The 26,780-nt window shown below is 68.2% G+C and carries 18 protein-coding genes; 7 read left to right on the top strand and 11 right to left on the bottom strand.

Annotated features, from left to right (window positions below; all coding sequences use genetic code 11):
- The 6 genes from GL300_RS09585 to GL300_RS09560 form a co-directional block, all read right to left on the bottom strand.
- Positions 1-987: a hypothetical protein gene (locus GL300_RS09585; RefSeq protein ID WP_155039403.1), complete on the bottom strand. Its 987-nt coding sequence runs from the start codon at positions 985-987 to the stop codon at positions 1-3.
- Entirely contained in the window at positions 987-1,730 is a 744-nt protein-coding gene (locus tag GL300_RS09580) for a hypothetical protein (RefSeq protein ID WP_155039402.1), read from the bottom strand. The genes GL300_RS09585 and GL300_RS09580 overlap by 1 nt, the downstream gene beginning before the upstream one ends.
- 16 nt (positions 1,731-1,746) lie before the next feature.
- Entirely contained in the window at positions 1,747-2,247 is a 501-nt protein-coding gene (locus GL300_RS09575) for a phage tail protein (protein WP_155039401.1), read from the bottom strand.
- 9 nt (positions 2,248-2,256) lie between these two features.
- On the bottom strand, positions 2,257-4,164 hold the full coding sequence (locus GL300_RS09570; protein ID WP_170297645.1) for a phage tail sheath family protein: 1,908 nt from the start codon (positions 4,162-4,164) through the stop codon (positions 2,257-2,259).
- Between the two features lie 334 nt (positions 4,165-4,498).
- Positions 4,499-9,847, bottom strand: a complete 5,349-nt coding sequence (locus GL300_RS09565) for a CHAT domain-containing protein (RefSeq protein ID WP_155039399.1) — start codon at positions 9,845-9,847, stop codon at positions 4,499-4,501.
- Between the two features lie 21 nt (positions 9,848-9,868).
- Entirely contained in the window at positions 9,869-13,135 is a 3,267-nt protein-coding gene (locus GL300_RS09560) for a type 2 periplasmic-binding domain-containing protein (protein WP_155039398.1), read from the bottom strand.
- Between the two features lie 643 nt (positions 13,136-13,778).
- On the opposite strand from GL300_RS09560, the gene GL300_RS09555 reads away from it, so the two are divergent.
- From GL300_RS09555 to GL300_RS09535, 5 genes are all read left to right on the top strand, one after another.
- Positions 13,779-15,638 carry a hypothetical protein gene (locus GL300_RS09555; protein ID WP_155039397.1) on the top strand — a complete coding sequence of 620 codons (1,860 nt, stop codon included), beginning with the start codon at positions 13,779-13,781 and terminating at the stop codon, positions 15,636-15,638.
- Positions 15,639-15,649: 11 nt separating this feature from the next.
- Positions 15,650-16,279, top strand: a complete 630-nt coding sequence (locus tag GL300_RS09550) for a hypothetical protein (RefSeq protein WP_155039396.1) — start codon at positions 15,650-15,652, stop codon at positions 16,277-16,279.
- Positions 16,276-18,228 carry an N-acetylmuramoyl-L-alanine amidase gene (locus GL300_RS09545; protein WP_211595010.1) on the top strand — a complete coding sequence of 651 codons (1,953 nt, stop codon included), beginning with the start codon at positions 16,276-16,278 and terminating at the stop codon, positions 18,226-18,228. Before GL300_RS09550 ends, GL300_RS09545 begins: the two co-directional genes overlap by 4 nt.
- 150 nt (positions 18,229-18,378) lie before the next feature.
- Positions 18,379-18,873 (top strand): peptidase associated/transthyretin-like domain-containing protein, encoded by a 495-nt coding sequence (locus GL300_RS09540; protein WP_155039394.1) that lies wholly within the window; start codon positions 18,379-18,381, stop codon positions 18,871-18,873.
- A gap of 9 nt (positions 18,874-18,882) precedes the next feature.
- Positions 18,883-19,518: a ferric reductase-like transmembrane domain-containing protein gene (locus GL300_RS09535; RefSeq protein ID WP_155039393.1), complete on the top strand. Its 636-nt coding sequence runs from the start codon at positions 18,883-18,885 to the stop codon at positions 19,516-19,518.
- Here GL300_RS09535 and GL300_RS09530 read toward each other — a convergent pair.
- Positions 19,503-21,038 carry a winged helix-turn-helix domain-containing tetratricopeptide repeat protein gene (locus tag GL300_RS09530; RefSeq protein ID WP_170297644.1) on the bottom strand — a complete coding sequence of 512 codons (1,536 nt, stop codon included), beginning with the start codon at positions 21,036-21,038 and terminating at the stop codon, positions 19,503-19,505. The genes GL300_RS09535 and GL300_RS09530 overlap by 16 nt on opposite strands.
- A 126-nt stretch (positions 21,039-21,164) precedes the next feature.
- Between GL300_RS09530 and GL300_RS09525 the strand changes: the two genes are divergently transcribed.
- Together GL300_RS09525 and GL300_RS09520 are read left to right on the top strand one after the other, a co-directional pair.
- Complete coding sequence (locus GL300_RS09525) at positions 21,165-22,244, top strand: PLP-dependent cysteine synthase family protein (protein WP_343042976.1); 1,080 nt, start codon at positions 21,165-21,167, stop codon at positions 22,242-22,244.
- Positions 22,245-22,256: 12 nt separating this feature from the next.
- Complete coding sequence (locus GL300_RS09520; RefSeq protein WP_155039390.1) at positions 22,257-23,729, top strand: pyridoxal phosphate-dependent decarboxylase family protein; 1,473 nt, start codon at positions 22,257-22,259, stop codon at positions 23,727-23,729.
- A 54-nt stretch (positions 23,730-23,783) separates the two neighbouring features.
- Here GL300_RS09520 and GL300_RS09515 read toward each other — a convergent pair whose 3' ends face one another.
- The 4 genes from GL300_RS09515 to GL300_RS09500 all read right to left on the bottom strand — a co-directional run bounded on the left by GL300_RS09515 (position 23,784) and on the right by GL300_RS09500 (position 26,745).
- On the bottom strand, positions 23,784-24,554 hold the full coding sequence (locus GL300_RS09515) for an amino acid ABC transporter ATP-binding protein (protein WP_155039389.1): 771 nt from the start codon (positions 24,552-24,554) through the stop codon (positions 23,784-23,786).
- A 2-nt stretch (positions 24,555-24,556) separates the two neighbouring features.
- Entirely contained in the window at positions 24,557-25,219 is a 663-nt protein-coding gene (locus tag GL300_RS09510; protein ID WP_155039388.1) for an amino acid ABC transporter permease, read from the bottom strand.
- Positions 25,219-25,866 carry an amino acid ABC transporter permease gene (locus GL300_RS09505; protein WP_155039387.1) on the bottom strand — a complete coding sequence of 216 codons (648 nt, stop codon included), beginning with the start codon at positions 25,864-25,866 and terminating at the stop codon, positions 25,219-25,221. The genes GL300_RS09510 and GL300_RS09505 overlap by 1 nt, the downstream gene beginning before the upstream one ends.
- Before the next feature lie 63 nt (positions 25,867-25,929).
- Entirely contained in the window at positions 25,930-26,745 is an 816-nt protein-coding gene (locus GL300_RS09500) for a transporter substrate-binding domain-containing protein (protein ID WP_155039386.1), read from the bottom strand.
- Between the last annotated feature and the right edge of the window lie 35 nt (positions 26,746-26,780).

Raw genomic sequence — 26,780 nt, 5'->3', positions numbered from 1 at the left:
CTAGCCTCCGTCCGGGCGAGGGATGGAATGGGTGCGGGGTCCGCGCCGCATCACCGGGCCAAGCCGCGAGGGCGCTGTCTGCGCACCCGGTTGGCTGGGTTCAGGCCGGGTGACGATGGTCAGCGCGCCGATGCTGACCCGCAGCCGGGGCTGGGCGGGGGGCGGCTGCGCAGGCAGCGCCGGGCCGGGCGCGGGGGCGGGACGCAGCATGGGCGGCGCGGGGGGAACGGGCGGCGCAGCGGGGCGCAGGGCCGGGGGTGCGGGTGGCTCAACAGGGGTCGCGCGCGCCTGAGGCTGCGAAGGCGGCGGCGCGGGCACTGCGGGTTCGTGCTTGGTCCGGGCTTGCGGCGGGGGTGGTTGGGGTTCCGGCGCCTGCAGCCCCAGCCGCGCGGCGGTGGCCTGAAGCCGGGCGGGATCGTCGGGCAGGCCGAATGCGGGCCGGGGCCGGGTGGCGGTGGGTGCAGCCGGCGGCGCTGGCGGTTTGGGGTCGGCGGGCGGCTTGGGCGCGACAGAGGCCTTGGCGGTCACGGGCGGCAGCGCGACAGTCTGCGGCGCGATGGGCGGCGCGGCTTCGACCGGAGCGGGGGCCACGGGCGGGGCCTTGGGTCGGGCGGGCGGGGTGCTGTCGACCGATGGCGGGGGCGTCGGCCTTGGGTCCGGGGCAAGGCGGCGAGAGGTCTCGCGGCGCTGCGGCGGCCTTGGCACTGGCTTTTCGACCGGCGGCGGCTGGTAGTCGGGCTCGGGCGGGGGTGGCGGCGCAGGACGCGGCGGCGCGGGGGCGCGTTTCGGGGCCGGATCGGGCGCGGGCCGTGGCGCGCTGTCAGGGGCGGCGCTTGGGGTGGTTTCGGACGGCGGCGCGCTTTCGACCGGATCTGCGGCAGCCCCGGCGGCGGTCACGGCGGCGACAGGTGCGGCGCTGGCCGGGCGCAGGCCGATCGGCGCGGCAGGTGCTGGCCCCAGCAGGGCCGAAAGACGCGGTCCCAGCATCACATGCCTCCGATGCCGGGCCAGCCGGTCGCCACATCGCCCAGCGTGCGGCTGGCCATGATCCGGCGCAGGTAGTCCTGACGGCGGGCCAGTGGCAGGGACAGGATCTCGGCCTGCGACCAATGATAGGTGAGGGCGATCAGATGCACCTCGTCCAGCAGGCGCGCGGCGCGGGATTGCAGCTCGGCGTCCAGATAGGTCGCGACATCCAAGGGCAGCACCAGCGCCGCGCCGCAGGCGGTGCAGGTGCTGGCAATCTCCAGACCCAGCCCCGAGGCCGCGCTTTCCAGCGCCGCCACCACCCTGCCGCGGTCGGGCCGCGCCAGCCGCTGGGCGGCGGCATCGGGCGTCAGGCCCATTGCAGCGGCCAGAAGCGCGGTCAGGGCGGCCTCGCCCGTCAGCCCGCGCGCCTCATGCGCCAGCAGGTCGCCAAGGGTCAGGGACAGGGCGCGGCCATCCAGCACGGGCGGATCACCGGGCGCGCGCGGCAGATCGGCGGCCGGAAAGATCAGCGCATTGCCGGTGCCGCAGGCCTCGCAACGGGCCTCGGCGTCGATGCGCGGGCCGATCAGCGCGGCGCGCAGATCCAGTAGCAGCGCCTCCCATGCCGCAAGGTCCAGCGCCGCCAGATCCGGCGGCCCATGGTCCAGATCCGCCGCCAGCCGGGCCAGCCGCCCATGCGGACCCATCCCCGGCGCGGGGGCGTGAAAGGCGATCTCGTCCTGTCCGCAAAGGCTGCGCATGGCAGGGCCCCGCGCCCTAGCTTTCGGCCGGCTCGACGACGGATTCGTCCAGCGCGAAGGTCTCGTATTCGACTTTCAGCGTCTGGATCGCCACGGCATTGGCATTGGCGTCCAATTCCGGCAGGGCCTGAAACTCGCTGGCCCAGGCGCGGATCAGGTTGAAGGCCATGACCGGGGTGCCCTGCATGTTCAGCACCTCGACCCGGACCGATTTGCGGTAGTTCAGCAGGCTGTTGGCGGCCTCGCCCTGCGGGTTGTTGACCTGATTGGCCCATTCAAGGAACTGGCGGTCATGCGTCAGACCGGCCTCGAAGGTGACCGGCTCGAACTTGGTGCGGCCGGGCATCTTGCGCACGATCCCGGCATCGGCGGCGGCGCGCCATTCGATGGCTTCGGTCGCCTTCTTGACCGCCGACATCTTGGAGAGTGCCGCGACGATGCGCCCGTCCCAACTGACCCGGAAGCGGAAGTTCTTGTAGGGGTCGATGCGATGCGCGTTGACGTTGAAGGTCGGCATGCTTGCCTCCTATCGGCGGGTGATCTGGCTGAGGGTGACGATGACGAATTCCGCCGGGCGCAGGGGCGCAAAGCCCACCTGCACGTTCACGACCCCCGCCGCCTGATCGTCGGGCGTGGTGGTGTCGGCGTCGCATTTGACGAAATAGGCCTCGCGCGAGGTTTCGCCGGCAAAGGCGCCGTTGCGGAACTGCGCCTCCATGAAGGCCCCGATCGAGGCCCGCAGCGCCGCCCACAGCCTTTCGTCATTGCCCTCGAACACGGCCCATTGGATGCCGTTGAAGATCGACTTGCGCAAGAACATCGCGGTGCGGCGCACGTTGATGTAGCGCCATTCGGTCGATGGCCGCCCGGTGCGCCCGCCCCAGACCACGCGGCCCGCGCCCGGCACGGTGCGCAGCGCGTTCAGCCCATGCGGGTTCATCCGGTCCTGATCGCGGTCCAGCACCTGAATATCCAGCCCCACGGTCCCGGAAATGGCGGCCTCGATCCCGGCCGCGACCTTCCAGACCCCGCGCCGCCCGTCGGTGCGCCCGTAAAGCCCGGCGACATGGCCCGCCGAGGGGATGGCGCGGACCGGGTTGCGGCCCAGTCCCGCCGGGTCGGGCACCACGATGCGCGGCCAGTAAAGCGCCCGGAAATCCGAGCCGGTGATGCCGTTCCTTGCGTGATCGACCGCCGTGCCGACCGGGTCGGCGCTGGCATTCGAGCGTGGCGCGTCGGCGACAAGGAACAGATCGCGCTGGGGCCGGGCCTCGACATAGGTCAAGACCGCGTTGACCAGCCCGTTATATTCGGCGTCGGATGCCGCGTTCAGCAACCCGTCCGAGGCGCAGACGATCAGCGCCGCATCGTCGATTCCGTCCAGACGCGACAGCGCGGCGGGGTAATTGGCGGCACCGAATGCGGCATTGCCGCCGGTCGCGCCCGCCAGTTCCACCCCCGGCGTGGTGCCGGTGGTCAGGCCCAGATTGCGCGGGCGGAAGGCCAGCGGCGGATCGACATTGCCCCAGGCCAGATAGGCCGAGCGGGCAATCTGGTCGATCAGGTATTTCTCATCGGCGGGGTCGGGGGACAGGCCCTCGAAACGCTCGACCTCGGTGAAGTTCGTCTCGCCCACGGGGCGGTAATAGACGGTCAGGTTGAAGCGCGCCGGGTCGCCATCGGTGCTGTCGGTCAGCGCCGCGCGCAAGCCATTGCCCCAGATCCCCGGCCCGCGCGCCCGCAGGGACGAGCCCCCTGCCGCGCCTGCGGGCGGCAGCAAGGTGCCGGCGGGACCGGCGGCGATATTGGTCGGGCGGATCGCGGGTCCGGCCCAGCGGATGTCCGGGTCCGCCGCCAGCCGGGTCAGGACGTTGTTGGCATCCCCGGCCACCGTGGTCAGGTTGGTGAAGGTCGGATTGGCGGCGCGGTCGGCAAAGGTCGCGCCATTGTCGGTGGAAACGCGCACCGTCAGGTTGAAATGCTGCGGATCGGCATCGGTCGCATTGGCGATGATGATGCGGATCTGTTCATTGGCGGCGGGCGCGCGGGCCTGCACGATCCGCGCCCTTGCCCCCCCGGCGGCGGTCAGGTTGATCGCGCGTTCGGCGTCCAGCGCCAGCTGCGCCACGGTCGCGGCGGCATTGCCCACTCCGGGCACCAGCCGCAGCACATAGGCGCGCGGGCCGCCGTTTTCGAAGAATCCCCGCACCGCATAGGGCATGAACAGCCGCGCCGTCCCGTTTGCGCCGTCATTGCGGAAATAGCCGCCGAAGATGCGCTGGAACTGGATCTCGGACGAGATCGCGGTGGGCGTCGCCGGGCCACGCTCGGTTTCGCCGACAAAGATCGTGACGGCGGTGGGCACGGCCTCGATGGCACGCGATCCGCCGGGGGCCTCGCGGACATAGACGCCCGGAGTCAGGGGGGTGGTCATGATCCATGATCCTTGCTGCTGTCGGCAACGGATCGCGGGGGACAGAAGCCGGGGCCGAGGCCGAATGCCCCGTCCCGCCCGCGCTGGCTGCGACGATGTAAGAACTTGGGTGGTCCGGCCTTCCGGTCCGGCCGCGTGGCCGGGGCAGACATGCATGGCCTGGGGGCCAAAGCGGCCCTTGCGGCAGGAAAGTCCTAGAAGCGACGGGCAAAGACGCCCGCCATGACCCGGATCGGGCGGGGCCGATAAGGGCCGGGCGCGATGGGCGGAAATGTGGATCGTCCTGATACGCAATCAGGATATGACATCCGGGATTTGAGTCAACCCTGCGGTGTCATGGCCCCACCCCGCGCATCGTTTCCAGCAAGGTTTTCAGCGGCTGGGCCAGCGGTGCATTCGCCCGCAAGGTGGCATGGGCCAGCCGCATGGCCCCCAGCAGGTCGCGCCGGGCGACGGGATCAAGCCCCGCGACCTGCGCCGGGCCGGGCAGCAGGGCGGGATCGGCCTCGGACAGGGCGCGGATCAGCGGCCATAGCGGATGCGATGCTGCGGCCATGGCCTGACGCATGGCGGCCTCGGACAGTTCGGCATTGGGCGCTCGGGCCAGCAGCAGGCGGCCCAGCAGGGCGCGCAGCCGCAACTGGTCCAGCGCCGCATCGTCGCGCCCAGCGTCCTGCGCGATGGCCTGATCCAGCACCATTAGCATCGCCTCCAGCGCCTTTCTGCGTTCGGGCGCGGCGGTGGCAAGGCTGGCCTGCCGCTGATGCAGGTCGGCAAGCAGGATCAGGCGGCGCAGGCTGGCCCCGCTGCTGCGGTTGAGCGCCTCAAGCACGGCGATGGCCGGACCCAGATCGGGACCGTCCTCGCCCAGCCGCAAGGGCAGCCACAGCGATTCCTGCAAGGCGCTGACCGGCATCGAGGGGGTCTCGGCCGTGGCGGCCTGACGATAGCTGTCGATGGCAAGGTCCAGACGCCCGCTGGCGGCATAGGCATCGCCAAGCGCGCTGATCAGGTCCGAGCGGCCCTGCCAGCCATATTCGCGGATCCGGGCGGCGATATCGTCCACCCGGTCCAGCATCGGCGTGCTGCGGGCGGTTTCGGCTTGCAACAGCGCCAAGGCCTCATTGGCCGAGGCCGGGTCGGGCTTGCGCTTGTCGGGGTCGCGGCGGTCGTCGGTCAGGGTGAAGCCGGGATGGCCGTAGCATTGATAGGCCCCCCAGGTATTGTCGCGGCCACCGGCATCGATGCTGGACTGGAAGGTGGCCTGCCGCGCGTCCTTCAGCGCCGCGCCCAGATCCGCCCCCGCGCCGATCAGGCTGTAGAAGGTCGCGGCAAAGCGCAGGGCGGCGCTGTCATCGACCTGCCAGCCGCAGGCGATGACCGCCGGGCAGCCACGCTCGATCAGCCCCACCGCAAGGCTGGACGCAAAGCCGGGCCGGTCGCGGCTGAGCGCGGCCGAGATCTGGTCGGCCTCCGATATTGCGCCCAGATGGCAGCAGTTGAGAAAGAACAGGTCGGGCGGCTCGGGCAGTTGTGCCAGCAGCGGGGCCTCCAGCACGTCCAGCGGCGGCGCGCCCAGCACGATGCCGGTCATCGGCGGCTCATCGGTCCGGGGCTGCCAATCGACGACGCCGTGCCCGGCGACATGGATCACGCTCCAGCTGCGCGAGAACAGCGCCGCGACCACGTCTTGCGGCTGGGCGGCCTCGCCGATCAGGCGCTGGACGGTATAGCCATTGGCCTCCAGCTGCGAGGCGACGGTCTCGGCCTCGCGCCGCGCACCGGGCAGCATGGGCAGCGGGCTGCCGCCGCCGCGCGGATCGCCGATGACCAGCGCGCGGCGCTGGCCATGCCGGCGCGGCGGCGCGGGGCGACCCATCTGCGAGACCAGCTGCCGCAGCACCCCGTAACGGACCGAGGGCGGGCGCAGCAGCCCCGATACCAGCCCGTCCTCGTCCGCGCGGCGGTCGTCCAGCATCTCCCATGGGATGGCGGCGCTTTGGCGGTCCAGCACCAGCCGCAGGTTGCGATCCTCAAGGCTGTGCTGTTTCAGCCGCGCCGGCCACAGCAGTTCGAACAGGGTGCGCCCCGCCGACATGCCGCTGGCGTCGCCGCTGCCCGGCTGGCTGGGGATCTGGGCGGCGAAATGGCGCACCAGACGGCGGTTGGTGGCGACGGTCTCGGCCTCGACGCGGGCGCGGCCATCGACCAGCAGGTAATGCAGCGGCCCAATGGCCGAGGGCGGCGCGCCGGGCTGGCCGGACGGGTCGGGGGCGGTGATGGTGATTTCCATCCAGCTGTCGGGATTGGCCTCGGGGCCGGTGCGGCGATAGCGGCCCTCGCGTTCCTCAAGCCGCCCGGCCAACTGGAAGGTGCCCTGCATGCGGTCGACCCGGTTCCGGACGGCGTGCCATGCGGTGACGGCGACCTGCTCGACCGCCTCGATGACCTCGACCTCGCGCAGTTGCAGGCTGGGGTCCAGCAGCCGGTTGGCCTGTTCGACCGCGTTGAGCAGCGCCCAGACGCTGTCCGCGACCGAGACGACGCCGTTGCCGCTGCCCACCAGCACCGCCGAGACCCCCAACGGCGCGGCCAGCGCGGTCTGGCTGGGCGTGTCGGGCGGGGTCGCGTCCGGGGACTCAAGGCGGGCGGCTTCCTCGCGGCGGCGGCGGTCGTCCACGGCATCGGCATAGGCCAGAAGCCCGTTGCGGATGGTGCTGGTCAGCCCGCCGGTGGTCAGCCCCGAGGCGACGCCCAGACCGACGACGATCCCGCCGGTAAAGGCCCCGACCACATCCGCCCCCGCCACCGGCCCGCCCGGCATGAAGCGCAGATGCACGTCATTGTTGCCGATCAGGCCGGGATGCAGACCCAGCCGGTTGCGCCGGGTCAGGCGTTCGTTCAGCCGCCCGTCCAGCGTCCTTTCGGCGCCGTTGATGCCGTCGCCCAGCGTATGCCCGACAAGGATCGGGTGGCGGGCATGGCGCAGGTCGCCATGGACCATGCGCACGACCACGGCGCTGGGGCGGTCTTCCTCGATGGCGGCAGGGGGGCGGCCGCCCATGACCATGGCCAGCAGCTCCGGGGGCGAGGGGATCATCGCCAGCGTCTCGGGGGCGGTGGCCTTGCGCGTGGGGGCGGCGGCATCGGTCGGCTCTCCCGCCGCATCGCGGGTCGCGGGCTGGCGGGCCAGCCGGTCGGTCCGCCCCTCCAGCAGCAATTCGGCGATGGCGGGGTGCAGGCGGCGGTCCTTGGGCAGATCGCCATGCGCGGCAGGGGCGAACCAGACCGGGACATCGGTGGGGATACCGGTGCTGTAAAGTACCGTGCCATCGCCGCGCGGCGTGCTGGTCATGCGCAGGTCCGGCCCGTCCGGCCTTTGTCCCGCCGCGAAAAGCTGGTCGCAGGTCGATCCCATCCCGGCCAGATACAGGCAACGCCCGGCGGGCAGCCCGGCCCGGTCGGCCATCAGCCGCCAGAACTCGCGCGCCTGCGTCAGCGCCGCCGAATCCAGCGGCTGATCCCCGGCCAGCGCCGCCCATTCCGAGGGCTCCAGCAGGTTCGGCGGCAGCAACTGCACCGCGCCCGGCCAGGCCCGCAGGATGGCGGCGATCTGGGACCGGTCTTGCGACAGGCTCAGCGCGGCCAGCGCCCGGACGGTGGTGCCATGCCCCAGCAGCGCCAGCGCCATCGCCAGTGATCCGCCATTCGGCGTCCCCAGCATCAGGAACCTTGAGCCGGGCCGGGCAAGGAAACCCTGCATCAGGCGCGCATTGGTCAGCGCCACGCGCGCCAGCAACCCGCCCATGGAATGGCCGACGATATGGATCGGGCGGCTTTCATCCTCGGCCAGCCGGTCCAGCAGCAGGCGTGCGACCGCGGCCCCAGTGGTCTGGATCGGCAGCCGCCAGTCATAGGCCAGCGTCAGGGTCTGGTGCGTCGTGCCCAGATAGTCGCGCAGGCCCCCGTAATAGGTCTCAATCACGCCATAGGGGCGGATGGGCTTGCCCATCGCCAGCTCACCGATGCCGCCGGTGCAGATGCCCAGCGGATTGCACCAGATCAGGCGGTCCTGCGTGCCCAGATGACTGCCGGAAATGCCGGGCAGGATCACCGCCAGCGGCGCGCCGCGCCCGCGCTGGACGGCGGGACCGGGCATGGCGACGACGCCGTCATTGGCGGTCTCACCGGCGGGCTGGGCCGCCCGAGAGCGCTGGATCACCGGTTCCTCGGCGCTGCGCAGACGCAGTTCCGGGCTTTGCCATTGCCCGGCGCTGGCCGGATCGCGCAGCCCCGCCAGCAGCCGCCCCGCCGTCAGGCCATTGGTGAAATAGCGGAAATGACTGACATTCTGGCCCCGGTCCATGACCAGCGCCGCGCCGCGCGTCATCGCAGGATCGTTGACGCCGCCGGTCATCGAACCGGTATTGACCACCAGATCGTGGTCGCTGCCGAAAAACGCATCCGCGAACCAGATCCCCAGCCGCTGCGCCACGCCCGAGGGCTCGATATCGCCCGCGATCACCACCAGCCCGTCGCTGGCGCGCAGCTTGCGCGGGCGGTTCAGCACCGACAGCAGCGGCGAATATTCGGGTGCCATCGCGGCGATACCCGGCAGCGCCTCGGGGTTGTCGCGATTGGCCGAGGCCGCCAGCGCCAGCCGGTGCAGCCCGTCGACCAGGTCGCGGGCCTCGTCGCCCGCTGCCACCGCCCCGAAGCGGGCGGCGTTGAACAGCAGGTTCAGCCAGCGGTCCAGCCGCCCCCCGGCAAGGCTGGTGCCGCGCGCCGGGCAGGCCACCCTGACAAAGCGGGCGATCGACAGATCCTTCTGGGCCAGCGCTTGGCCGAGCGCCTCGATCCGGGGCTGATCGGCGGGGGCAAAGATCGCCAGATCGTCGCGGTCAAGGACCGAGCCGCCCTGCCGCTCGGCCAGTTGCGACAGCGCGATCAGTTCCCCGACAAGGCCGCCGCGGCTGTGGCTGACCAGATGCAGCTGCGCCCGCTCGGGCAGCAGGTCCAGCAGGTCCTGCGCGTTCTGCACCGGGTCCAGCGACAGGGTGCGATGTTCATAGGCGATGATCCGGCCGGGATACATCGCGTGAAGCTGGGCCCATATCTCGGGGCGGTCCTGCATCAGCCGCCCGAATGAGCGCTGGGTCGTCGATGCCGTGCCATGCAGGAACAGCAGCCACGGACGCCCGGCGGTGATTTCCTGCAAGGTGATCGGGGTCAGCGCGCCATCCATGCCCCAGCGGCGCAGGCCCATCCTTGCCTCGGGGCCCTCGAAGTCGCGCGCGACGGCCTTGAGGTCGCCATCGACCTTCAGCACCGACAGGCGCTTCAGCGGCCAGTCCAGCAGACCCCGCGCCGGGCCGTCGCCATCGGCTGATGCGGGCAGGACCAGACCGCGCAGATACAGGCTGTCCTCGGCCCCGGCGACGCCGCGCTCCATCGCGCCGCTGGGGCCAAGCTGTTCGGCCAGCTCATCCTCGCGCAGCCAAAGAAGCGCGCCGTCGGCGGTCTCGATTTCCAGCAGCTCGCCGGGGGCAAGGTCAAGCCCGACCGGCCCGGTTCCCGCCCGTGCCGTGGTCAGCCCGACGCTGTCGCGAACCGTGACCCCGGCCACCGCCGCCGAGTCCGAGCCGCCGGGCGGCAGCTTTTCCCCCTGCACCGTGATCTTCATTGCCGCGCCCCCGCCGGGGACTTACCGGCCCGATTGGGTTGCGGATATTGCTTCGGGTTTGTCTGCAGGCGAGGGCGGGCGTGGTCCAAGGTTTTCCTCATTTTCCACCGCGTTCAGCAGGAACAGATAGGCCAGCGCCGGGGACATCTTGTGGCCGCCGAAGCTGGCCTGAAACCGGCTCATCATCTCGACCCGATGCGAGAAGATCTCATAGATCCGGCGCTGGACGAACTGGATCAGTTCGGCATCGCTCATCGAGATCGGAAAGGCATAGGGTTCGTAGGACAGGTATTCCGAGCCCTGCGGCCGCTCGATGTTGCAGGGGCCATTGGCGCGGGTCCAGACCGCCAGCTTGCCAAGGATCAGCTCTCGGTCGCCCATATAGATGCGGCGATGGCCGGGCGGCGCGGTGCAGAACCATTCGACCAGATCGTCATGCGATTGCTGCGGGCAGAAATGGTAGTCCAGCCAAGGCCGGTCCTCGACCGGGAGATTGCTTTGCTGGGGCAGTTTCCCCGCGCAGAACGGGTCTTCGAGAATGTTCAGAACCGCTTTGCAATCGTCGGTCGGGTTGTTTTCATCGCAGGTCAGGGCAGGCAATGCGGGGGCGGGCGGGGCAGGCTGCTTGGCGACGATGATATCCATCAGCTTCTGGGTCTCGGGGAAAAGCCGGGTGATCCCGCTTTCCCCGACGATCTGGTTCAGCCTGTCCGCGGCCTCCTTGAGATCGACGAGGCTTTGCTTGATCGCGGTCGGTTTCTCCTCGGCGGCGGACAGGATGAATTGCGGTTCCGTGTTCCGTCGTCGGATCAGATGGTTCGTGACGGCGGCGCTCCACAGCATGCGGCAGCGCTGGTAAAGCGCCTTGCGTTCGGATGGCAGCAGCGCCTTGAAATAGTCGATTTCGCAGGCCTTGCGGGCAATGTCGCGGGCGGTGCTGTTGCCGATATAGCCGATCTCGGTATGCAGGTTGTTGCCGGTCCGCTCCAGAAACGACACGCCCGAGGCAAATACCACCGGCGAAAAGATACTGGGCAGCGCCCGTTCCAGATCCGAAAAACGCATCGTCACCGCATCGCACAGCATGTCCAGACTGGTCGGGCTTGACGGGCTGCTGCCCTTGCGCAGCAGCCGGAAACGGTTGTCGGCGGTGATCGGCACTGGGACGATTTCGTAATTGGCATCTCCGGCAAAGATGTCGAAGCACATATCGGCCAGATAGCCTTTATAGGAGCGCGCCTGCTTGTTCTCGGCACCATAGACGGCCGAGGAAAACGGCGGGGTGTCGGCGCGGAATCCGACATAGACCATGCGTTTCTGGGATGGGGCGGGCTGGGATACCATCTGCGCGCCTGCCGGGCTGGGCAGCAGCAACAGCAGCAGCAGGATTGCGCTGGCCGCAGTCTGCGGTTGGGCCCAGCGGGGCTTGGCCATGCGCGTGCGTTCGGGCAACTCGCCCAGCACCCCTGCGGCCAGAAAGGCCAGCACGGCCAGCACGACATGGCCGACCAGATCGAAGCGCCGCGCACAATCCAGCGAGGAAATCACCACCAGCCCGGGGCAGTCGCGCGCCAGCGACGCGTTCCAGTAGTTCAGGTGCTGGATCGACAGAAACGCCACGCCAAGGGCGCAAAGCACGCCGTACCACATCCGCGTCGCCGGGCTTTTGCGCAGGTCCGCCGACATGATCGAGACCGGGATCAGCACCAGCAGGATGATCGCCTGCGTCGGGTAATAGATCACGAAGGGCGCGACATTCCCGACATAGAGGTTGAAGAAATAGGCGGCATTGGGCGCGACAAAGAAGGCCCGCAGCGCCGCCACCCCCAGCAGCGCTAGAATCGAGACCGTCACCCCAAGGCACAGGCAGCCGAAGATCTGCATCGCATAGCCCGAGCGGCGCTGCGTCTTGGTGGCCTTGGCCCAGTCGCCATTGTCCCACAGATATTGGCGCAGCGAAAAGGCCGCCAGCAGCGGCAGCCATGTCAGCGCGGCGATGCGCAGCGTCTCCACTAGCGCGGTGACGAAAACGCCGTAGATGTTCGAGGTCTCGATGAACTGGCCGATCGGTTCCTGCAGCCCGCGCCACGCCGCCGCCGCATAGATCAGGAACACCGCGATCAGGGCAAGGAACATCCCGGCCTCGGGTCCGGTCCCGGCGGTATCGGGCCGCTCGGTCAGGGCCAGAAGCTGGTTCAGCGCCGGTTCGATCCGCTCGGGCTGGGCGGGGGTGGCGGGACTGCGCGGATCGGGGCGGGTGGCCACGGCCTCGGTCGGGATGTCCAGATCGCGTTCCAGAAAGATCGCGAGGATGCCGACCAGATCAAAGCGCAGCGCCTCGGCCTTGCGGATGGTTTCGCCCAGATATTCGCCGAAGCGGGCCTTGCGCGCGATCGAGCCGGCATCGCCGCCCTCTTGCGGGGTTTCAAGCATGCGCTTGTGGATGTCGTCCATAAGCGCGACGGCGTCATCGACATAGTTCCGCTCTTGCTGGCGGACCGATTGCGAGACCTCGTGCCCCGGCCAACTGCCGCGCGCGGCCTTGGCCCAATAGACCAGCAATTCCAGCTGGGCCAGCAGCGACACGGCCTCGTCCTGGCGGGACCGGCGCTGGGTGCCGCTTTCGGTGGCCCAGGCGTGATTGGCGACGGTCTCGGTCCAGCGGTCGCGATAGATCGCAAGCTTCTGCGCCAGCGGGCCGGGATCGGGCTGATCGGGAAGGCAGGCCCGGTCCAGCGTCACGATCAGGTTGCGCATGGTCTGCTCCAGCCGCACCGGAATGCCCACGGCGCGATAGGCGCGGTTGCGCAGCCAGCCTTCGGTGATCTTGATCGGTGGCAGCATCTCGGCCAGCCCGGCAAAGGCGAATGCCAGCATCAATGGCCATTGCATGCTGTCGAATTGCAGCTTGTTCAGATCGACCTGAATGCCGACCACCGGCACCATCTGGCTGGATTGCAGGATCAGTCGCCCGAAAAAGGTGAAGGACACGTAAAGCAGCAGGATCGCACCGGCATAGATGAAATAGGCCCGGATCAACGCGCCGCTTCCGCCCATGTCGCTGGGGCTGAGTTCGCTAAGCGCGCGCGACACCGATTTCACGTCCGACTGGACGGAAAATCGTTTCCACGCGAAGAACGCGATGAAAATGCAGCCGAATGCGAATGTATATAGAAATCCCGGGGCAAATCTTATGCCCATCATCGGAACCTGGACCAGTTCCTCGGCGCGAAGCTGATTATAGGTCCAGAGCGATAAAGGAACACCCGCAGGCCATGGGTCCTCCATGAAACCTCCGATACTCGTCAATCATGCCTCCGGGCCCGACCTTGGGGATCAGGCCCGGCTGCCATCAGCAGCGTTGAAGATTAGGGTCGCAGGGTCCGGCTTCGGCCGGGATCGTGGCTGCCCCTGCGGAAAGAAAGATGGTCAGGCAAAGTACAAGGATTCTCATTTCGAGCCTCCGTATCTGTCTGAATAATCTAGCATGAACCGGAGACGCTGTTAATCCATAAGGCGAGTCGCGGGCGCTGCGTTCACTCAATCGCATATGTGGTGTTTCTTGCGAATTGTCCCGCCAGATTTGGTAAATTGGTTTCGATTTGAAAATAGGACGTCAGCAGGCATATTCATCCAAGCCTCTGAATATGACGAAATTCATGGCGATAAATCGGCGCGTTCCATTCTGCCCAGAATAACACCAGATCGCGCCTGTCCTTTTGGTGAAGAATTCACAAGTGCTGCGGTTCCGTTTGTCGGAATTGGCGCATTGGTGTAAGTTCCGCATATGGTTATCCAAGGCGGTGGCGCGAATTATGCCGCCGCATCGTGCCTGTCGCGTCCTTCCCACGGTGCTGTCATGCAACTTGATCGCGCATCCCGAATTTCGCGGGTCGATCTGAAGACTCGGCTTTATCGGGAATGCGAAGCGATGACCGCCAGCCTTGCCTCGCGCGGGTTGGCGCTGAACGACGATCTGTCCGGACGCATCGCGCTGCTGGATACGGCCGGAGGCATCGAGGACATCCGCCTGACCGAGATCCTGCGCCTGCACGCCGCCTTGGCCCAGGCCGTCAGCCCCGCTTTGCCCGAGACGCTGGAACTGCTGCTATGGGAGGCGGGACGCCAGACCAGCTACCTGACCCATGGCGGCACGCGCCTGCCGAACATGCTGGGTCTTAGCCATTGGGTCGCGCCGGTCGGTGCGGTCCGCAAGGTGATCTGGATGGCGCTGTTTTTCTTTTGCGTCTTCTTTGCGGTGATCATCTTTTCCGGGCTGACCATGCAGCAGGTCGCTGGGGGCTTGCCCGCCTTCAACAATGTAGCGTCAGTTGCAAACGCTGTCGCGCCGGTCGCCCCCGAGGATCGCGGGACCATCGCGGCGCTGCTGGCGCTGTTCGCCTCGCTGGCCGGAATAGGGGCGTGTTTCTATGTCCTGTTCGATGCGCATGGCTACATCGCCAAGGGCAGCTACGATCCGCGGCTGGGGCAGAATTACGGCATCCGCATCGGGCTGGGACTGATGGCGGGCATCCTGCTGTCGCAGGTGCTGCCTGCCAAGGATGGCGGCGAATGGACGGCGATCGGGCGGCCGGTTCTGGCCGTGGTCGGCGGCTTCAGCGGTCAGCTGGTCTATAACGTGCTGTCGAAACTGGTGACGGCGCTGGAAAGCATCTTTGAGGAGGACCGCAATCAGGCCATCGCCCGCGCCGCCAAGGAGGCCGAAGAGGCCGCCGCCGCCCGCCTGAACCGTCTGGCCGAGGAGCGCTCTGCCGATCAGGTGGCGCTGCTGGCACAGTTGCGCGACGCAAGCAGCCCGGAAGCACGCGAGGTCGTGCTGACCTCATTGACGGCGCGGATGGCGGGGCTGCCCGCGCCTGCGATGCCCGTGCCTGCCAGCGGCGCGCAGATCGAGGGCGCGCAGGACGCGATCGCCACGCTGCGGGCGCGGGCCGATTTCCTTGCCCGGATCGTCGATCTGCTGCCCGAAAGCGATCAGCCGGGGCTGCGGGCCGAGCTGGGGCGGATCTCGGACGGGCTGGGGCGGCTGGACGGGCTGACGCAGGACGGCGATTTCGTGGCCGAGGCGCTGCGGCTGGCGGCCAGCTCGGGGGTGGGCGGGCCGTTGCGGGCGGCGCTGACGAAAAGCCTTGGCCGTCTGGCCGGGCCGCTTTCGGGTCTGGGCGTGACCCCCGCCGGACTGGCCGGAGCGATTGTCGTCATTGCCACGCAAGAGGCCGCCGACGCCTATCGCCGCTGGAAGATCCGCGTGCTGGGGGCCGATTACGCGCCCGAATTGATGGCGGTCGACCCGATCGATGCCGGGGCCGTGCTGCAGGTGATGAACGGACTGGGCGACGATGCGCGGCAGGCCCTGGGCATCGATGCCGGGGATATGGGGCTGCTCAATGAATTCGGCCGCGCCGCGCTGGATCTGGAGGCGGACGAGGTCCTCAGCCGCTATGGCGCGGAATTCTCGGGCGAAGCGCAGGTCTATCTGGAGGCGGTGGCGCGGCTGCGTGACGGGCTGGCAGCGGTGCGGATGGCGGCGCTTGGCGCGCAGGTCGCCGAGGAAACCCCGCCCGAGGCGCTGCGCGACACCGGCAGGCCCGACGGCCAGTCGCTGCTGGCGCTGTTCGACCGGCTGGTGGCCCAGATCGAGCCCCGCGCCGAGATCGAGCGCATCCTGCTGCTGGCCTCGGCCACCCGCGATGCCTCGCCCGAGATCCGGCAATTGTTCGATCAGGCCTTGGCCCGCGCCAGCGCCCCGGCGCCCGGCCCGACGGGATAGGAGAGAGGGGTATGCGTGGTCATCCGTTGATTTCCTTGTTGCTGGCGGGCCTTCTGGGCTGCGCCCCGGTGGCGCAGATCGCCGATCCGGGCGTGGCCGAGCTGTCTGAATTGCAGACCCTTGCGGCGGCGGGGGACCGACAGGCCATCGCCGATCACACGCCCACCTGCCGGATCGCCCAGCCGGGCTGCCCGCAGGTCCATGAGATGACCGCCGATGCCTGTCTGGCCCTTGCCCAGCAGGCGATGGCCGCGCGCCAGACCGCCGAGGCCGCGCGCCGCGCCGCCTGCGCCGAAAGCCGCTACCGCGACCTGAGCGGCGCGTCGGTGCAGTTGCGCGGCCTTGAGGCGCTGCGTTTGCAGCGGGAAACCGCCCGCAGTCCCGAGGCGGCAGGATTCAACCGGCAGCTTCAGGCCCGCGCGGGCGCGGTATCTGACCCGGCGGCGGGCTATTACTGGGCCAGCGCGGTGGATTGGCGGCGGCAATTCGGCAGCGACAAGCCGTCCTGCGCCGAACTGGTCGAGGCGCAATCGCGCGCCAATGCTGCGGCCACTGCCGCCAGCGCCCCCGCCGACCAGCGCGGCGCGGCGCGCAGCCTTGCGGCGCGGCTGGCCGCCCCGGCACAGGGATGCAGCCGATGAACGCGCCCTCGGTCCTTGGGTTCTTCGGCCTGCCGATGCGGCGCGGGGCCGATGTGACGCGGGTGCAGGCGGCGCTGGCCGCCCTTAACCTGCTGCCGCGCGAAGGCGTGGACGGGCTGTTCGGGCCGCAGACGGCGCGGGCGGTCAAGGCGTTCCAGATCCGGGCCAGGCTGAACCCCACCGGCACGGTGGATGCGGTGACCCTGACGCGGCTGCAACAGGGCGCGGTGACCCCGGCCCCCGTTCAGGGTGGCGCGGCACCGGTTTCCGGGCCGCCGCTGTCCGGTCCCGCCAACCCCGCCGATCTGCCCGATGCGCGGGCGCAAAGGGTGGTGATGCATTGGACGGCGGGCGGGGCAAGGGCCTCGGCGCTGGACCGCCAGCATTATCACTTCATGGTCGAACAGGACGGCACGGTGGTGCGCGGGCGCTTCAGCATCGCGGATAACGACAATACCTCGGACGGACGCTATGCCGCCCATACCCGCGGCTTCAACACCGGCTCGGTCGGGGTGGCGCTGTGCGGCATGGCCAATGCGCGCGAGCGGCCGTTCTTTCCCGGCTCCAGCCCGATCACCCGCGAACAGGTGCAGGTCTTGGCGCGGCTGGTTGCGCAGATCTGCCGCCGCTACGGCATCCCCGTCACCCGCCAGACCGTGCTGGCCCATGGCGAGGTCGAGCGCTTCTGCAACCGCCCGCAGGCCGGAAAATGGGACCCGCTGGTGCTGCCCTGGGACCGCTCGCTTGGCACCCTGGCGGTGGGGGATTCCCTGCGCCAGATGGTCGGCGAGGCCCTGCGCCCGACCCAGCCCACAGCCCCGCCGGCGGCGCTGCCCGACCCGGAAATCCAGCCCTTCCCGCTGACCGTGCTGGGGCAGGTGATCCCCGGCGGCGGCTTCTCCAGCAATGGCGAGGACTGGGCCCCGGTCCAGCCGCTGATCGCCACGCTGGGCTGGGGCCGGACCGACACCGCCCCCGGTCGCGACATCGAATTGCTGGTCGATGGGCGCGAGATCGCGGTCCCGCTGCGCCCCGACGATCCCAATATCGTGCTGGATCTGAGCGAGTTGGCCGAGGCGCTGGATCTGGTGCTGGCCGTCGATCCGGGCGACGGTCGCCGGATCGAGCGTCCCTCGGTCAGCGTCGCCGGTTTCCGCCCGGTGGTGGTGCGGCGCGGCGACGGGGCCATCGCCATTGCCCGGCGCGAACTGGGCGATCCCTCGCGCTGGACGGAACTGCGCCTGCCCGACGGGACCGCGCTGGACCAGCTTCGCGCCGCCGCCCTGCGCGTGGGCGAGGTGCTGCTGGCCCCCGATGGCCCGCCCGAGCCCAGCGATGACGACCTGCCCGAACGCATCGCGCAGGCGGTCGCGCCCCATGTCGATGCCGGGCTGGCCCCCGAGGCCGCCCGTGCCGTGCCGCTGATCGTGCGGGCGCTGTTCGAACATGGCATCCGCGATCCGGCCCAGATCGCCTATGTCCTTGCCACCGCCCAGCACGAGACCAATCTGGGCCGCTCGATGATCGAGAAATGGGGCCCTTCCGCCCAGCAGTTGAAATATGAACGGATGAGCCTCAACCTGCGTCCCGGCGACGGCAAGCGCTATCTGGGGCGCGGCTATGTCCAGCTGACCGGGCGGCTGAACTACCGCAGCTTTGGCGGCCAGCTGCGGCTGCCGCTTGAGGACGATCCCGATCTGGCCGCCCATCCCGAACATGCCGCCCGTATCCTTGTTCTTGGCATGGCCAAGGTCGGCTTTCGCGGGGCGAACCGGGTCTTGGGCAAATATGCGGGCTCGGGCGGCTATGACTTCTACCGCGCCCGCTCGATCATCAATGCGGATCGCGACCTGTTCTCGAACCGCTACGGCACCACGATCGGAGAGGGCATCGCCCGGCGCGCGGTCCGTTTCCACAATGCGATCAAGCCGCTGTTCGACACGGTCTAGGCCGGTCCGAGGTCACGGATTTGTGCGCCCGCGATCCCGCCCTTCTGCGGCATAATCGGGGCGATCCGTCGGGTGTCACCCGCGTCGACCTGTCTCCGGGCTATAGCGTGCGGGCGGCGACGACCCGGCGGAAAACAGGGAGAAGCCGAGATGATCCCAGCCACCTATGCCCGCCGCTCGTTTCTGGTCGCGGCCTCGGTCGCGGGGCTTGCGATGACGCAGGCCCCGCTGGGGCTGCTGGTTCCGGCGCGCGCGAATGGATTTGCGCCGACCCGGACGATGCGCGGCGGCAGCAACAATTACCGGCCCAATGCGCCTTTGGTCAGCGCCCTTGGATCGGGTTTCATCGTGTCGGGCATGGTTCGGCAGGCGGGCAACGGCGCACCGCTCAAGGGCGTGCGCATCCAGATCTGGGCCGCAACCACATTGGGAGGCGAGCGCGAGCCGCGCAACCACGGCAGCGTGCTGACCGCCGCCGATGGCAGCTTCCGCCTTGAGATGGAACAGATCGTGCCGAATTTCGGCCAGCCCCATGCCCATCTGGCCTATGATGATGGCCGCTTCCAGACGGTGTTTCTGCGCCCGGTTCTGGGCAGCCCCAAGGACCGCTCGGTGCAGACCGAATTCGTCCTCGCGCCGGCCTGACGCCGACGGATGCGGCGGAACCCGCGCCTTGCCGCGATCTGCGCATGGGGCGCGGTGCTGCTGGCGCTTGGGCTGCCGGTCGCCTTGGCCGCGACCAGCCCTTGGCTGTCCTATCGCAATCCCGCCTATGTCATCGCCAGCTTCGCAGGCATCGGCGCGCTGGCGCTGATGCTGCTGCAACCCTTGCTGGCGGCGGGCTATCTGCCGGGGCCGGGTCTGGCGCGGGCGCGGTGCTGGCATCGCTGGTTGGGTGCCGGGATCGTTCTGGGCACGGCGTTGCATGTGGGCGGGCTGTTCCTGACCAGCCCGGATGACACGCTGGATGCGCTGCTGCTGGTCGCGCCGACGCCGTTTTCGGTCTATGGCGTGACGGCGATGTGGGCGATCCTTGCCACCGGGCTGCTGGTGCTTCTGCGCCGCCGTCTGGGGCTGACCCTGCCGGTCTGGCGCATGGCCCATAACGCGCTGGCGCTGGTCGCGGTGCTGGCCACCATCATCCATGCCCTGCAGATCGAAGGCACGATGGAGCCGCTGTCGAAATGGGCGCTGTGCGTGGGCGTGCTGGCCGCCAGCCTGTTCACGCTGTTCGACCTGCGCCTGCGGCGTCCGCTGCTGCGCTGGCGGGGGCGTCAGCCGAACCCATAGCCCGTCAGAACCTGTTCCAGCCGCGCCCTTGTCCGGGTGTCGCGCAGCGGAAAGGCGGCAAAGAACAGGCCTGCGCTGGCATCGGGGCGAATGGCGCGGGTGTGGCGCAGCCAGTGCAGCGCGCGTTCTTCTCGGCCAGCCAGATGATTGGCCGAGACCGCCACCATGCCGATCAGGAAATGCGCATGCGGCGAGGATGCCGCCCGGTCGGCCCAGTCGGCGGCCTGATCGTAAGCCCCCTGCTGGATCAGCGACAGTGCCCGCGTCCCGTACATGCCGTAAAGCAGCGGGTCCAGCGGGCTAAGCCGCAGCGCCTGTTCGACCTCGTCGCTGGCGGCCTGCGTCTGGGTCATCAGGACCGAAGTCAGCGCCCGCGAATAATAGCCCTGCGCGTAATTCGGGTTCAACTCGGTCGCGCGTTCCAGCCAGCCCGAGGCGCTGTCCATCTCATCCGTCAGCCAGAATGATCGGCCCAGCGTGAAGGCCGCAAACGGGTCCATCGGGTCCAGATCAAAGCTGGTCTCGGCCTGTGCCCGCGCCCGCGCGCAGGCAGCGTCGCGGTCGGGACCGTAGCGCAGAAAGGCCTCCTGAAAGCTGGTGAAGGACAGGCCGGCATGGGCGCGGGCGAAACTGGGGTCCAGCCGGACGGCCTCGGCGAAATGACCGGCGGCGCGCTGGTTGCCCTCGGCGGAAAAGCGAAACATCTGGCGCAGGCCCAGATGGTAGTTTTCCCAAGCATCCAGACGCTCGATATCCTTGCCCTCGGCCAGCTTGGCCTCGTGCAGGGGCACATGCAGTTCCAGCGCCGAGGCGACGGCCATGACGATCGCGTATTGCAGCCCGGCCAGTTCGTCCAAGGGCCGCGCCAGCCGCTCGGTCCATAGCAGCCGGGCCGTCGCTGCCTCGACCAGCTCGACCGAGACGGCCAGCAAGCGGCCCTCGACCGCCAGCGTCCCGGTCAGGATATAGCGCACGGCCAGGATTTCCCCGATGCGCTTCAGATCCTGCCCCGCCCCCGCGAAACGAAAGGAGGACCCGCGCGCGATGACCGTCATCCAGCGCATCAGCGACAGGGCGCGCAGCACCTCATGGGCCAGCGCCTCGGCCAGCAGCGCCTGACCGGGGGGCAGGGCGATGGGGCGAAAGGGCAGCACCGCCAATGATGGCCGCCCGCGCGGCGGTATCTGCACCGGCTCGGGCGTGCCGTCCATGGCCTGCGTGACCGGCGGCAGCAGGCGGAAACCCCGGCCATGAACGGTGGAAATGATGCGCTGGCTGTCGCCGTCATCGCCGATGGCGGCGCGGGCGGCGCGGATGCGGCTGGCGATGCTGGCGTCGGACACCACGCGGCCCTGCCAGACCGCCTCGATCAGTTCATCCTTGCTGACCAGCCGTCCCGCCGCCCGCATCAGCGCGCAAAGGACCAGAAACACCTGTGGTTCAAGCGCAACCGGTTGCCCGCCTCGCAGCAGCTCGAAGCGCTGATCGTCCAGACGAAGATCGCCGCAGCACCAGATCATGCGCAAATCTAACCGAAATCCACGCCCTCTGCATGATTTCTTCATGAGGGGATCAAGCGCGAGGGGCGGAATCATGCGATGGTGTGGGCGGGGCGCGAACACTCCCCGACTTCGTTGAAAAGAGGCATCGCAATGCAAACGATACGGACGACCAACGGACGCGGCCGCATCTTCGGCAGCATCCTCGACACCGTGGGCGATACCCCGGTGATCCGGGTCAACAACCTTGCGCCCGATGGCGTCGAGGTCTTCGTCAAGGCCGAGTTCTTCAACCCGGCCGCCTCGGTCAAGGACCGGCTGGCGCTGAACATCATCGAGGCCGCCGAACGCTCCGGTGCCCTGACCCCCGGTCAGACCGTGGTCGAGGCGACCAGCGGCAATACCGGGATCGGTCTGGCCATGGTCTGCGCACAGAAGGGCTATCCGCTGGTGGTGACCATGGCCGACAGCTTTTCGGTCGAACGGCGGCGTCTGATGCGGATGCTGGGGGCCAAGGTGGTGCTGACACCGCGCACCCAGAAGGGCACCGGCATGTACATGAAGGCGGTCGAGCTGGCCGAAAAGCACGGCTGGTTTCTGGCCCGGCAATTCGAGACCCCGGCCAATGCCGATATCCACGAAAGCACCACCGCGCGTGAAATCATCGGCGATTTCGCCGGGCGCCGTCTGGATTTCGTGGTCACCGGTTACGGCACCGGCGGCACCGTCACCGGCCTGTCGCGCGTGCTGCGCCGCGAGCGCCCGGAAACCAAGATCATCCTGACCGAACCGGCCAATGCCGCGCTGGTCAGCAGTGGCGTCGCGCAGGAACGCGGACCGGATGGCGGCCCCGCCGTCAGCCACCCGGCGTTCGAGCCGCATCCGATTCAGGGCTGGACCCCGGATTTCATTCCGCTGGTCCTGCAAGAGGCCCTGGACCACGGCGGCTATGACGACCTGATCCCGGTTCCCGGTCCCGAGGGCGTGGCTTGGGCGAAAAAACTGGCCGCGCGTGAAGGGATCCTGACCGGCATCTCGGGCGGGGCGACATTCGCCGTGGCGATGCGGCTGGCCGAGAAGGCCGCGCCGGGCACCGCGATCCTGGCCATGCTGCCCGACACGGGCGAACGCTACCTGTCGACGCCGCTGTTCCAGGACATCCCCGAGGACATGGACGAAGAAGAAACGGCCCTGTCCATGTCCACCCCCGGCTTCCGGATGAGCTGACGGGGGCATGCCATGTGTGAGGATTTCGAAACGCTCGATCCGGGCGACTGGGGGGAATACGGCCGGGTGATGCATCAGGCGGTCGATCGCGCCATTGCGGCGACCGCCGGGCTGCGCGACCGTCCCGTCTGGCGACCGATGACCGATCAGGTGCGGGCGCGCTTGCGCCAGCCCCTGCCGCAAGGCCCGACGCCCTTGGCGCAGGTGGTCGATGAGACATGGGAAACCGTTCTGGCCTATCCCATGGGCAATACCCATCCGCGGTTCTGGATGTGGTACATGGGGGCCTCGGACATGACCGGGGCGCTGGCGGATTTTCTGGCTGCGGTCGATGGCTCGAATCTGGGCGGGGGCAATCATGCCGCCGTGCTGGTCGAGCGGCAGGTGATCGACTGGCTGAAGCAGGTGATGGGATTTCCCGAAACCGCCAGCGGGACGCTGACCAGCGGCGGCTCGGTCGCGAACCTGATTGGCCTTGCGGTGGCGCGCAACCATCTGGCGGGCGCGGATATCCGGCAGGACGGCGTGGCGGCGCTGCCGCAGCCCTTGCGGATCTATGCCTCGGATCAGGTGCATGGCTGCCACCAGAAGGCGGTCGAGCTGCTGGGTCTGGGCAATAATGCCCTGCGCCGCATCCCCAGCGGCGAGGATTGCCGGATCGACCTTGCCGCGCTGCGTCGCGCCATTGCCGAGGATCGCGCGGCGGGGTTCCGGCCGATCTGCGTGATCGGCAATGCCGGCACGGTCAATACCGGCGCCGTCGACGATCTGGCAACGCTGGCCGCGATCTGCCGTGATGAGAGGCTGTGGTTCCATGTCGATGGCTGCATCGGTGCGCTGACCCGGCTGTCGCCCCGCCATGCCGGGCTGCTGGAGGGCATCGAGCGCGCCGACAGCGTGGCGCTGGACCCGCATAAAAGCCTGCACGCGCCCTTCGATGTCGGCTGCGTGCTGGTCCGCGACGAAAGCCTGCATCTGTCCAGTTTTGCGCTGCATGCCGATTATCTGGACCCGATGGAGCGCGGCATCGCCGCCGGGGGCTGGCTGTTCGATTACGGCCTGCAGACCTCGCGCGGGTTCCGGGCGCTGAAGGTGTGGATGATGCTGAAGGAACATGGCGCGGAGCGCTTTGGCCGGATCATCGGTCGCAATATCGCGCAGGCGCAGCGGATGGCGGCAAGGATCGACGCCGAGCCTCGGCTGACCCGGCTGGCCCCGGTGACGCTGGACATCGTCTGCTTCCGCTACGATCCCGGCGACATGGACGCGGATGCGCTGGTGGCGCTGAATACCGAGATCATGATGCGCCTGCAGGAGGACGGCATCGCCGCCTTCTCGGATACGGTGGTGCATGGCGAACACGGGCTGCGCGCGGCGATCTGCAATCACCGCACCACCGATACCGACCTGTCGGATGCGGTGCGGGCGCTGGTTGCGACCGGCGACCGGCTGGTGGGGCTGCGCGAGGTGCAGGCCGCAGGCTGACCGCCACCATATCAGTTCGACGACGCCCGCAGCCACGGGCGTCGTCGTCATGTCTTAGAAGCTGTTGCGCTCATGATAGGTGCGCAGGAAGGACTGGATGCGCGGATCGTCGGGCTGGTGCAGGATACGCGAGGGGGTGTCGCAGCCGACCAGCTCGCCCTTTTCCATGAAGGCCACCTGATCGGCGACATGGGCGGCAAAGCCCATTTCATGGGTCACGACGACCATGGTCATGCCTTCGCTGGCCAAGGTCTTCATCACGTTCAGCACTTCGCCGACCAGTTCGGGGTCAAGCGCCGAGGTCGGCTCATCGAACAGCATCAGCCGCGGTTCCATGGCGATGGCGCGGGCAATGGCCACGCGCTGCTGCTGGCCGCCCGACAGGCGCGAGGGGTGGTTCTGCATCTTGTCCGCCAAACCCACCTTGGTCAGGGCGGCGCTCGCGCGCTCTTGTGCCTCGGCCTTTGGCAGACCGCGGACGCGGATCAGCCCTTCGGCCACGTTTTCCAGCGCAGTCATATGCGGCCACAGGTTGAACTGCTGGAACACCATGCCGATGGAACGGCGCATCTCGCGCAGCTTGCGGCCCGACATCTTCTTGCCGGGCGCGTCATAGCCGATCAGCTGGCCGTCGATGCGGACCTCGCCTGAATCGTATTCCTCAAGGAAGTTGACGCAGCGCAGTAGCGTCGACTTGCCCGAGCCGGAGGGCCCGATCAGGCAGGTGACCTTGCCCGGCAGGATGTTCAGGTCCACGTCCTTCAGCGCGTGAAAGGGGCCGTAGAACTTGTTGACCTTGCGGATCTCGACGGAGGAAGCCTGCATCGTCAGGTCCTTTCGATCAGGTGTTTCGTGATGCGCGTCTCAAGCCGGCGGCCAACGCGCGAGATGGTTTCGACCAGAACCCAGAAGAACAGTGCCAGCACGAGGTTCGCTTCCAGATAGCGGAAGGTTTCCGTGGACATGCGGTTCACCTGATACATCAGTTCCGGCACGGTGATGATCGACAGGATCACCGTTTCCTTGGTCAGGATGATCGAGAAGTTGATCAGCGCGGGCAAAGCCGAGACAAGGCCAAGCGGCAGCAGGATGCGGCGCACGATGGTCATTTCGGTCATGCCGATGGCGCGGGCGGCCTCGATCTGGCCATGCGGCACGGCGCGGAAGCCGGAACGGAAGATTTCCGCGAAATAGGGGCTGCCATAGATGGTCAGGCCCAGCAGGCCCGCAGGCAGTGCGTCCAGCCGCAGCCCGATCAGCGGGCCGCCATAGTAAAGGACGAAAAGCTGCACCAGAAACGGCGTGCCACGGATGATCTCGATATAGGCCTGAACGATCCAGCGCACCGGGCGCGGGGCGTAGCGCTGGATCAGCGCGATGACCAGTCCCAGCGCCATGCCAAGGACCGTCCCCAGTGCCCAGCACAGGATGGTATTGGCAAAGCCCTTGAGCAGGGCGGGGCCGTATTGCTGAAAGATGCTGAAATCCATCACACGGCCGTCCTGTGTTCAAGGTAGCGTCCCAGCACCGCAAGGCACAGGTTGATCGCCAGATAGATGCAGGCGGCGGCGATATAGACTTCCAGCGGGCGGAAGGTGGTCGCGGCCTGTGCCTGACTGGCGCGGGTGATCTCAAGGATGCCGACGACCGAGACCAGCGAGCTGGCCTTTACCAGCAGGATCAGTTCGTTGATCAGCGCGGGCAGGGACATGGTCACCGCCTGCGGCAGGATCACGCGGGTCCAGATGTCGCGCGGGCCCATGCCGATGGCGGTGGCGGCCTCGGACTGGCCTTTCGGCAGGGCGGCGATGGCACCGCGCCAGATTTCCGAAATATAGGCGCTGGCGCAGATGCCCACGGTCACCACAGCGGCGACAAACGCCGGAACGTCGATCCCGATCACGGGCAGGGTGTAGTAGAATACCAGCAGCTGCACCAGCAGCGGCACGCCACGCAGGAAGCTGACCCAGACGGCGGCGAAGCGGCGCAGGGCAATATAGGGCGACAGGCGCGCAGCGCAGATCAGCGCGCCGATCACCAGCCCCAGACCAATGCCCAGAAAGGATATCAGCAGCGTGTAGCGCGCCGCCCAGATCAGCGGCCCGAAGCTTTCGAGGAAGACGGGGAGGGAAAACATGCGGGTCTCGTCTTGGCCGAAAAAAAAGGCGGGGATTGCATATCCCCGCCTATGAAGAAAGGCTTATTTCGCAGGCACTTCGCGCGGCAGCTCGGTATAGGTGCCCAGCCATTTTTCCTGGATCGCCTTGACGCGGCCATCGTCGGTCATCTTCAGCAGGGCGTCGTTGATCGCCTTGGCAAAGGGCTCGCTGTCGGCATCCTTGCGCAGGACCCAGGCGAAATACTTGGCCTCGCCGAATTTCGCGGGTTCGAACAGGGCAAAGGTCTCGGGGCGGTTCTTGACCAGATAGGTCAGGTTCGGCAGCGAACCGGCGACGGCGTCCAGACGACCGGCGGCCAGATCGGCATAGGCCTCGTCGGTGGTGCCGTATTCCTTGATGGTCACGCCGCCAAGGCTGGCGCCATAGGCTTCAAGCTGCTTGAACTGCGCGGTGCCTTGCTGGACGCCGACGGTCTTGCCCTTGATGTCCTCGGGCTTTTTCAGGTCGCTGGACGCAGATTTGACCAGCGCGACGGTGGCATCGGCGATCGGCAGGGTGAAGGTGTAACGCTCCAGCCGTTCCGGGGTGATGGTCACCGGAGCGATGACGATGTCGAATTTCTTGACCTCAAGGCCCGGCAGTTCGGCGGTCCAGGGAATGTCCTGATACAGCGGCTCGACGCCGATTTCCTTCGACACTTCGTCGAACAGGTCCTTGGTCAGCCCCTCATAGGTGCCGTTGGTCAGCATGTCGAAGGGAGCATAGTGCATGTCGGTCGCGGTGACGATCTTGCCCGCGGCCTTGACATCGGCCAGCTGGTCGGCCGAGGCGGCCGTGCCCGCGCCAAGCGCGATCAGGCTGACAAATGCGGCCTTCAGGCTCATGTGGAAACTCATGTCTTTCTCCTAGTTGGACAGGTGACGGGGCGACG

The sequence above is a fragment of the Paracoccus litorisediminis genome, assembly GCF_009711205.1.
Lineage (GTDB): Bacteria > Pseudomonadota > Alphaproteobacteria > Rhodobacterales > Rhodobacteraceae > Paracoccus > Paracoccus litorisediminis.
This window is presented reverse-complemented; position numbering and strand designations above follow the sequence as displayed.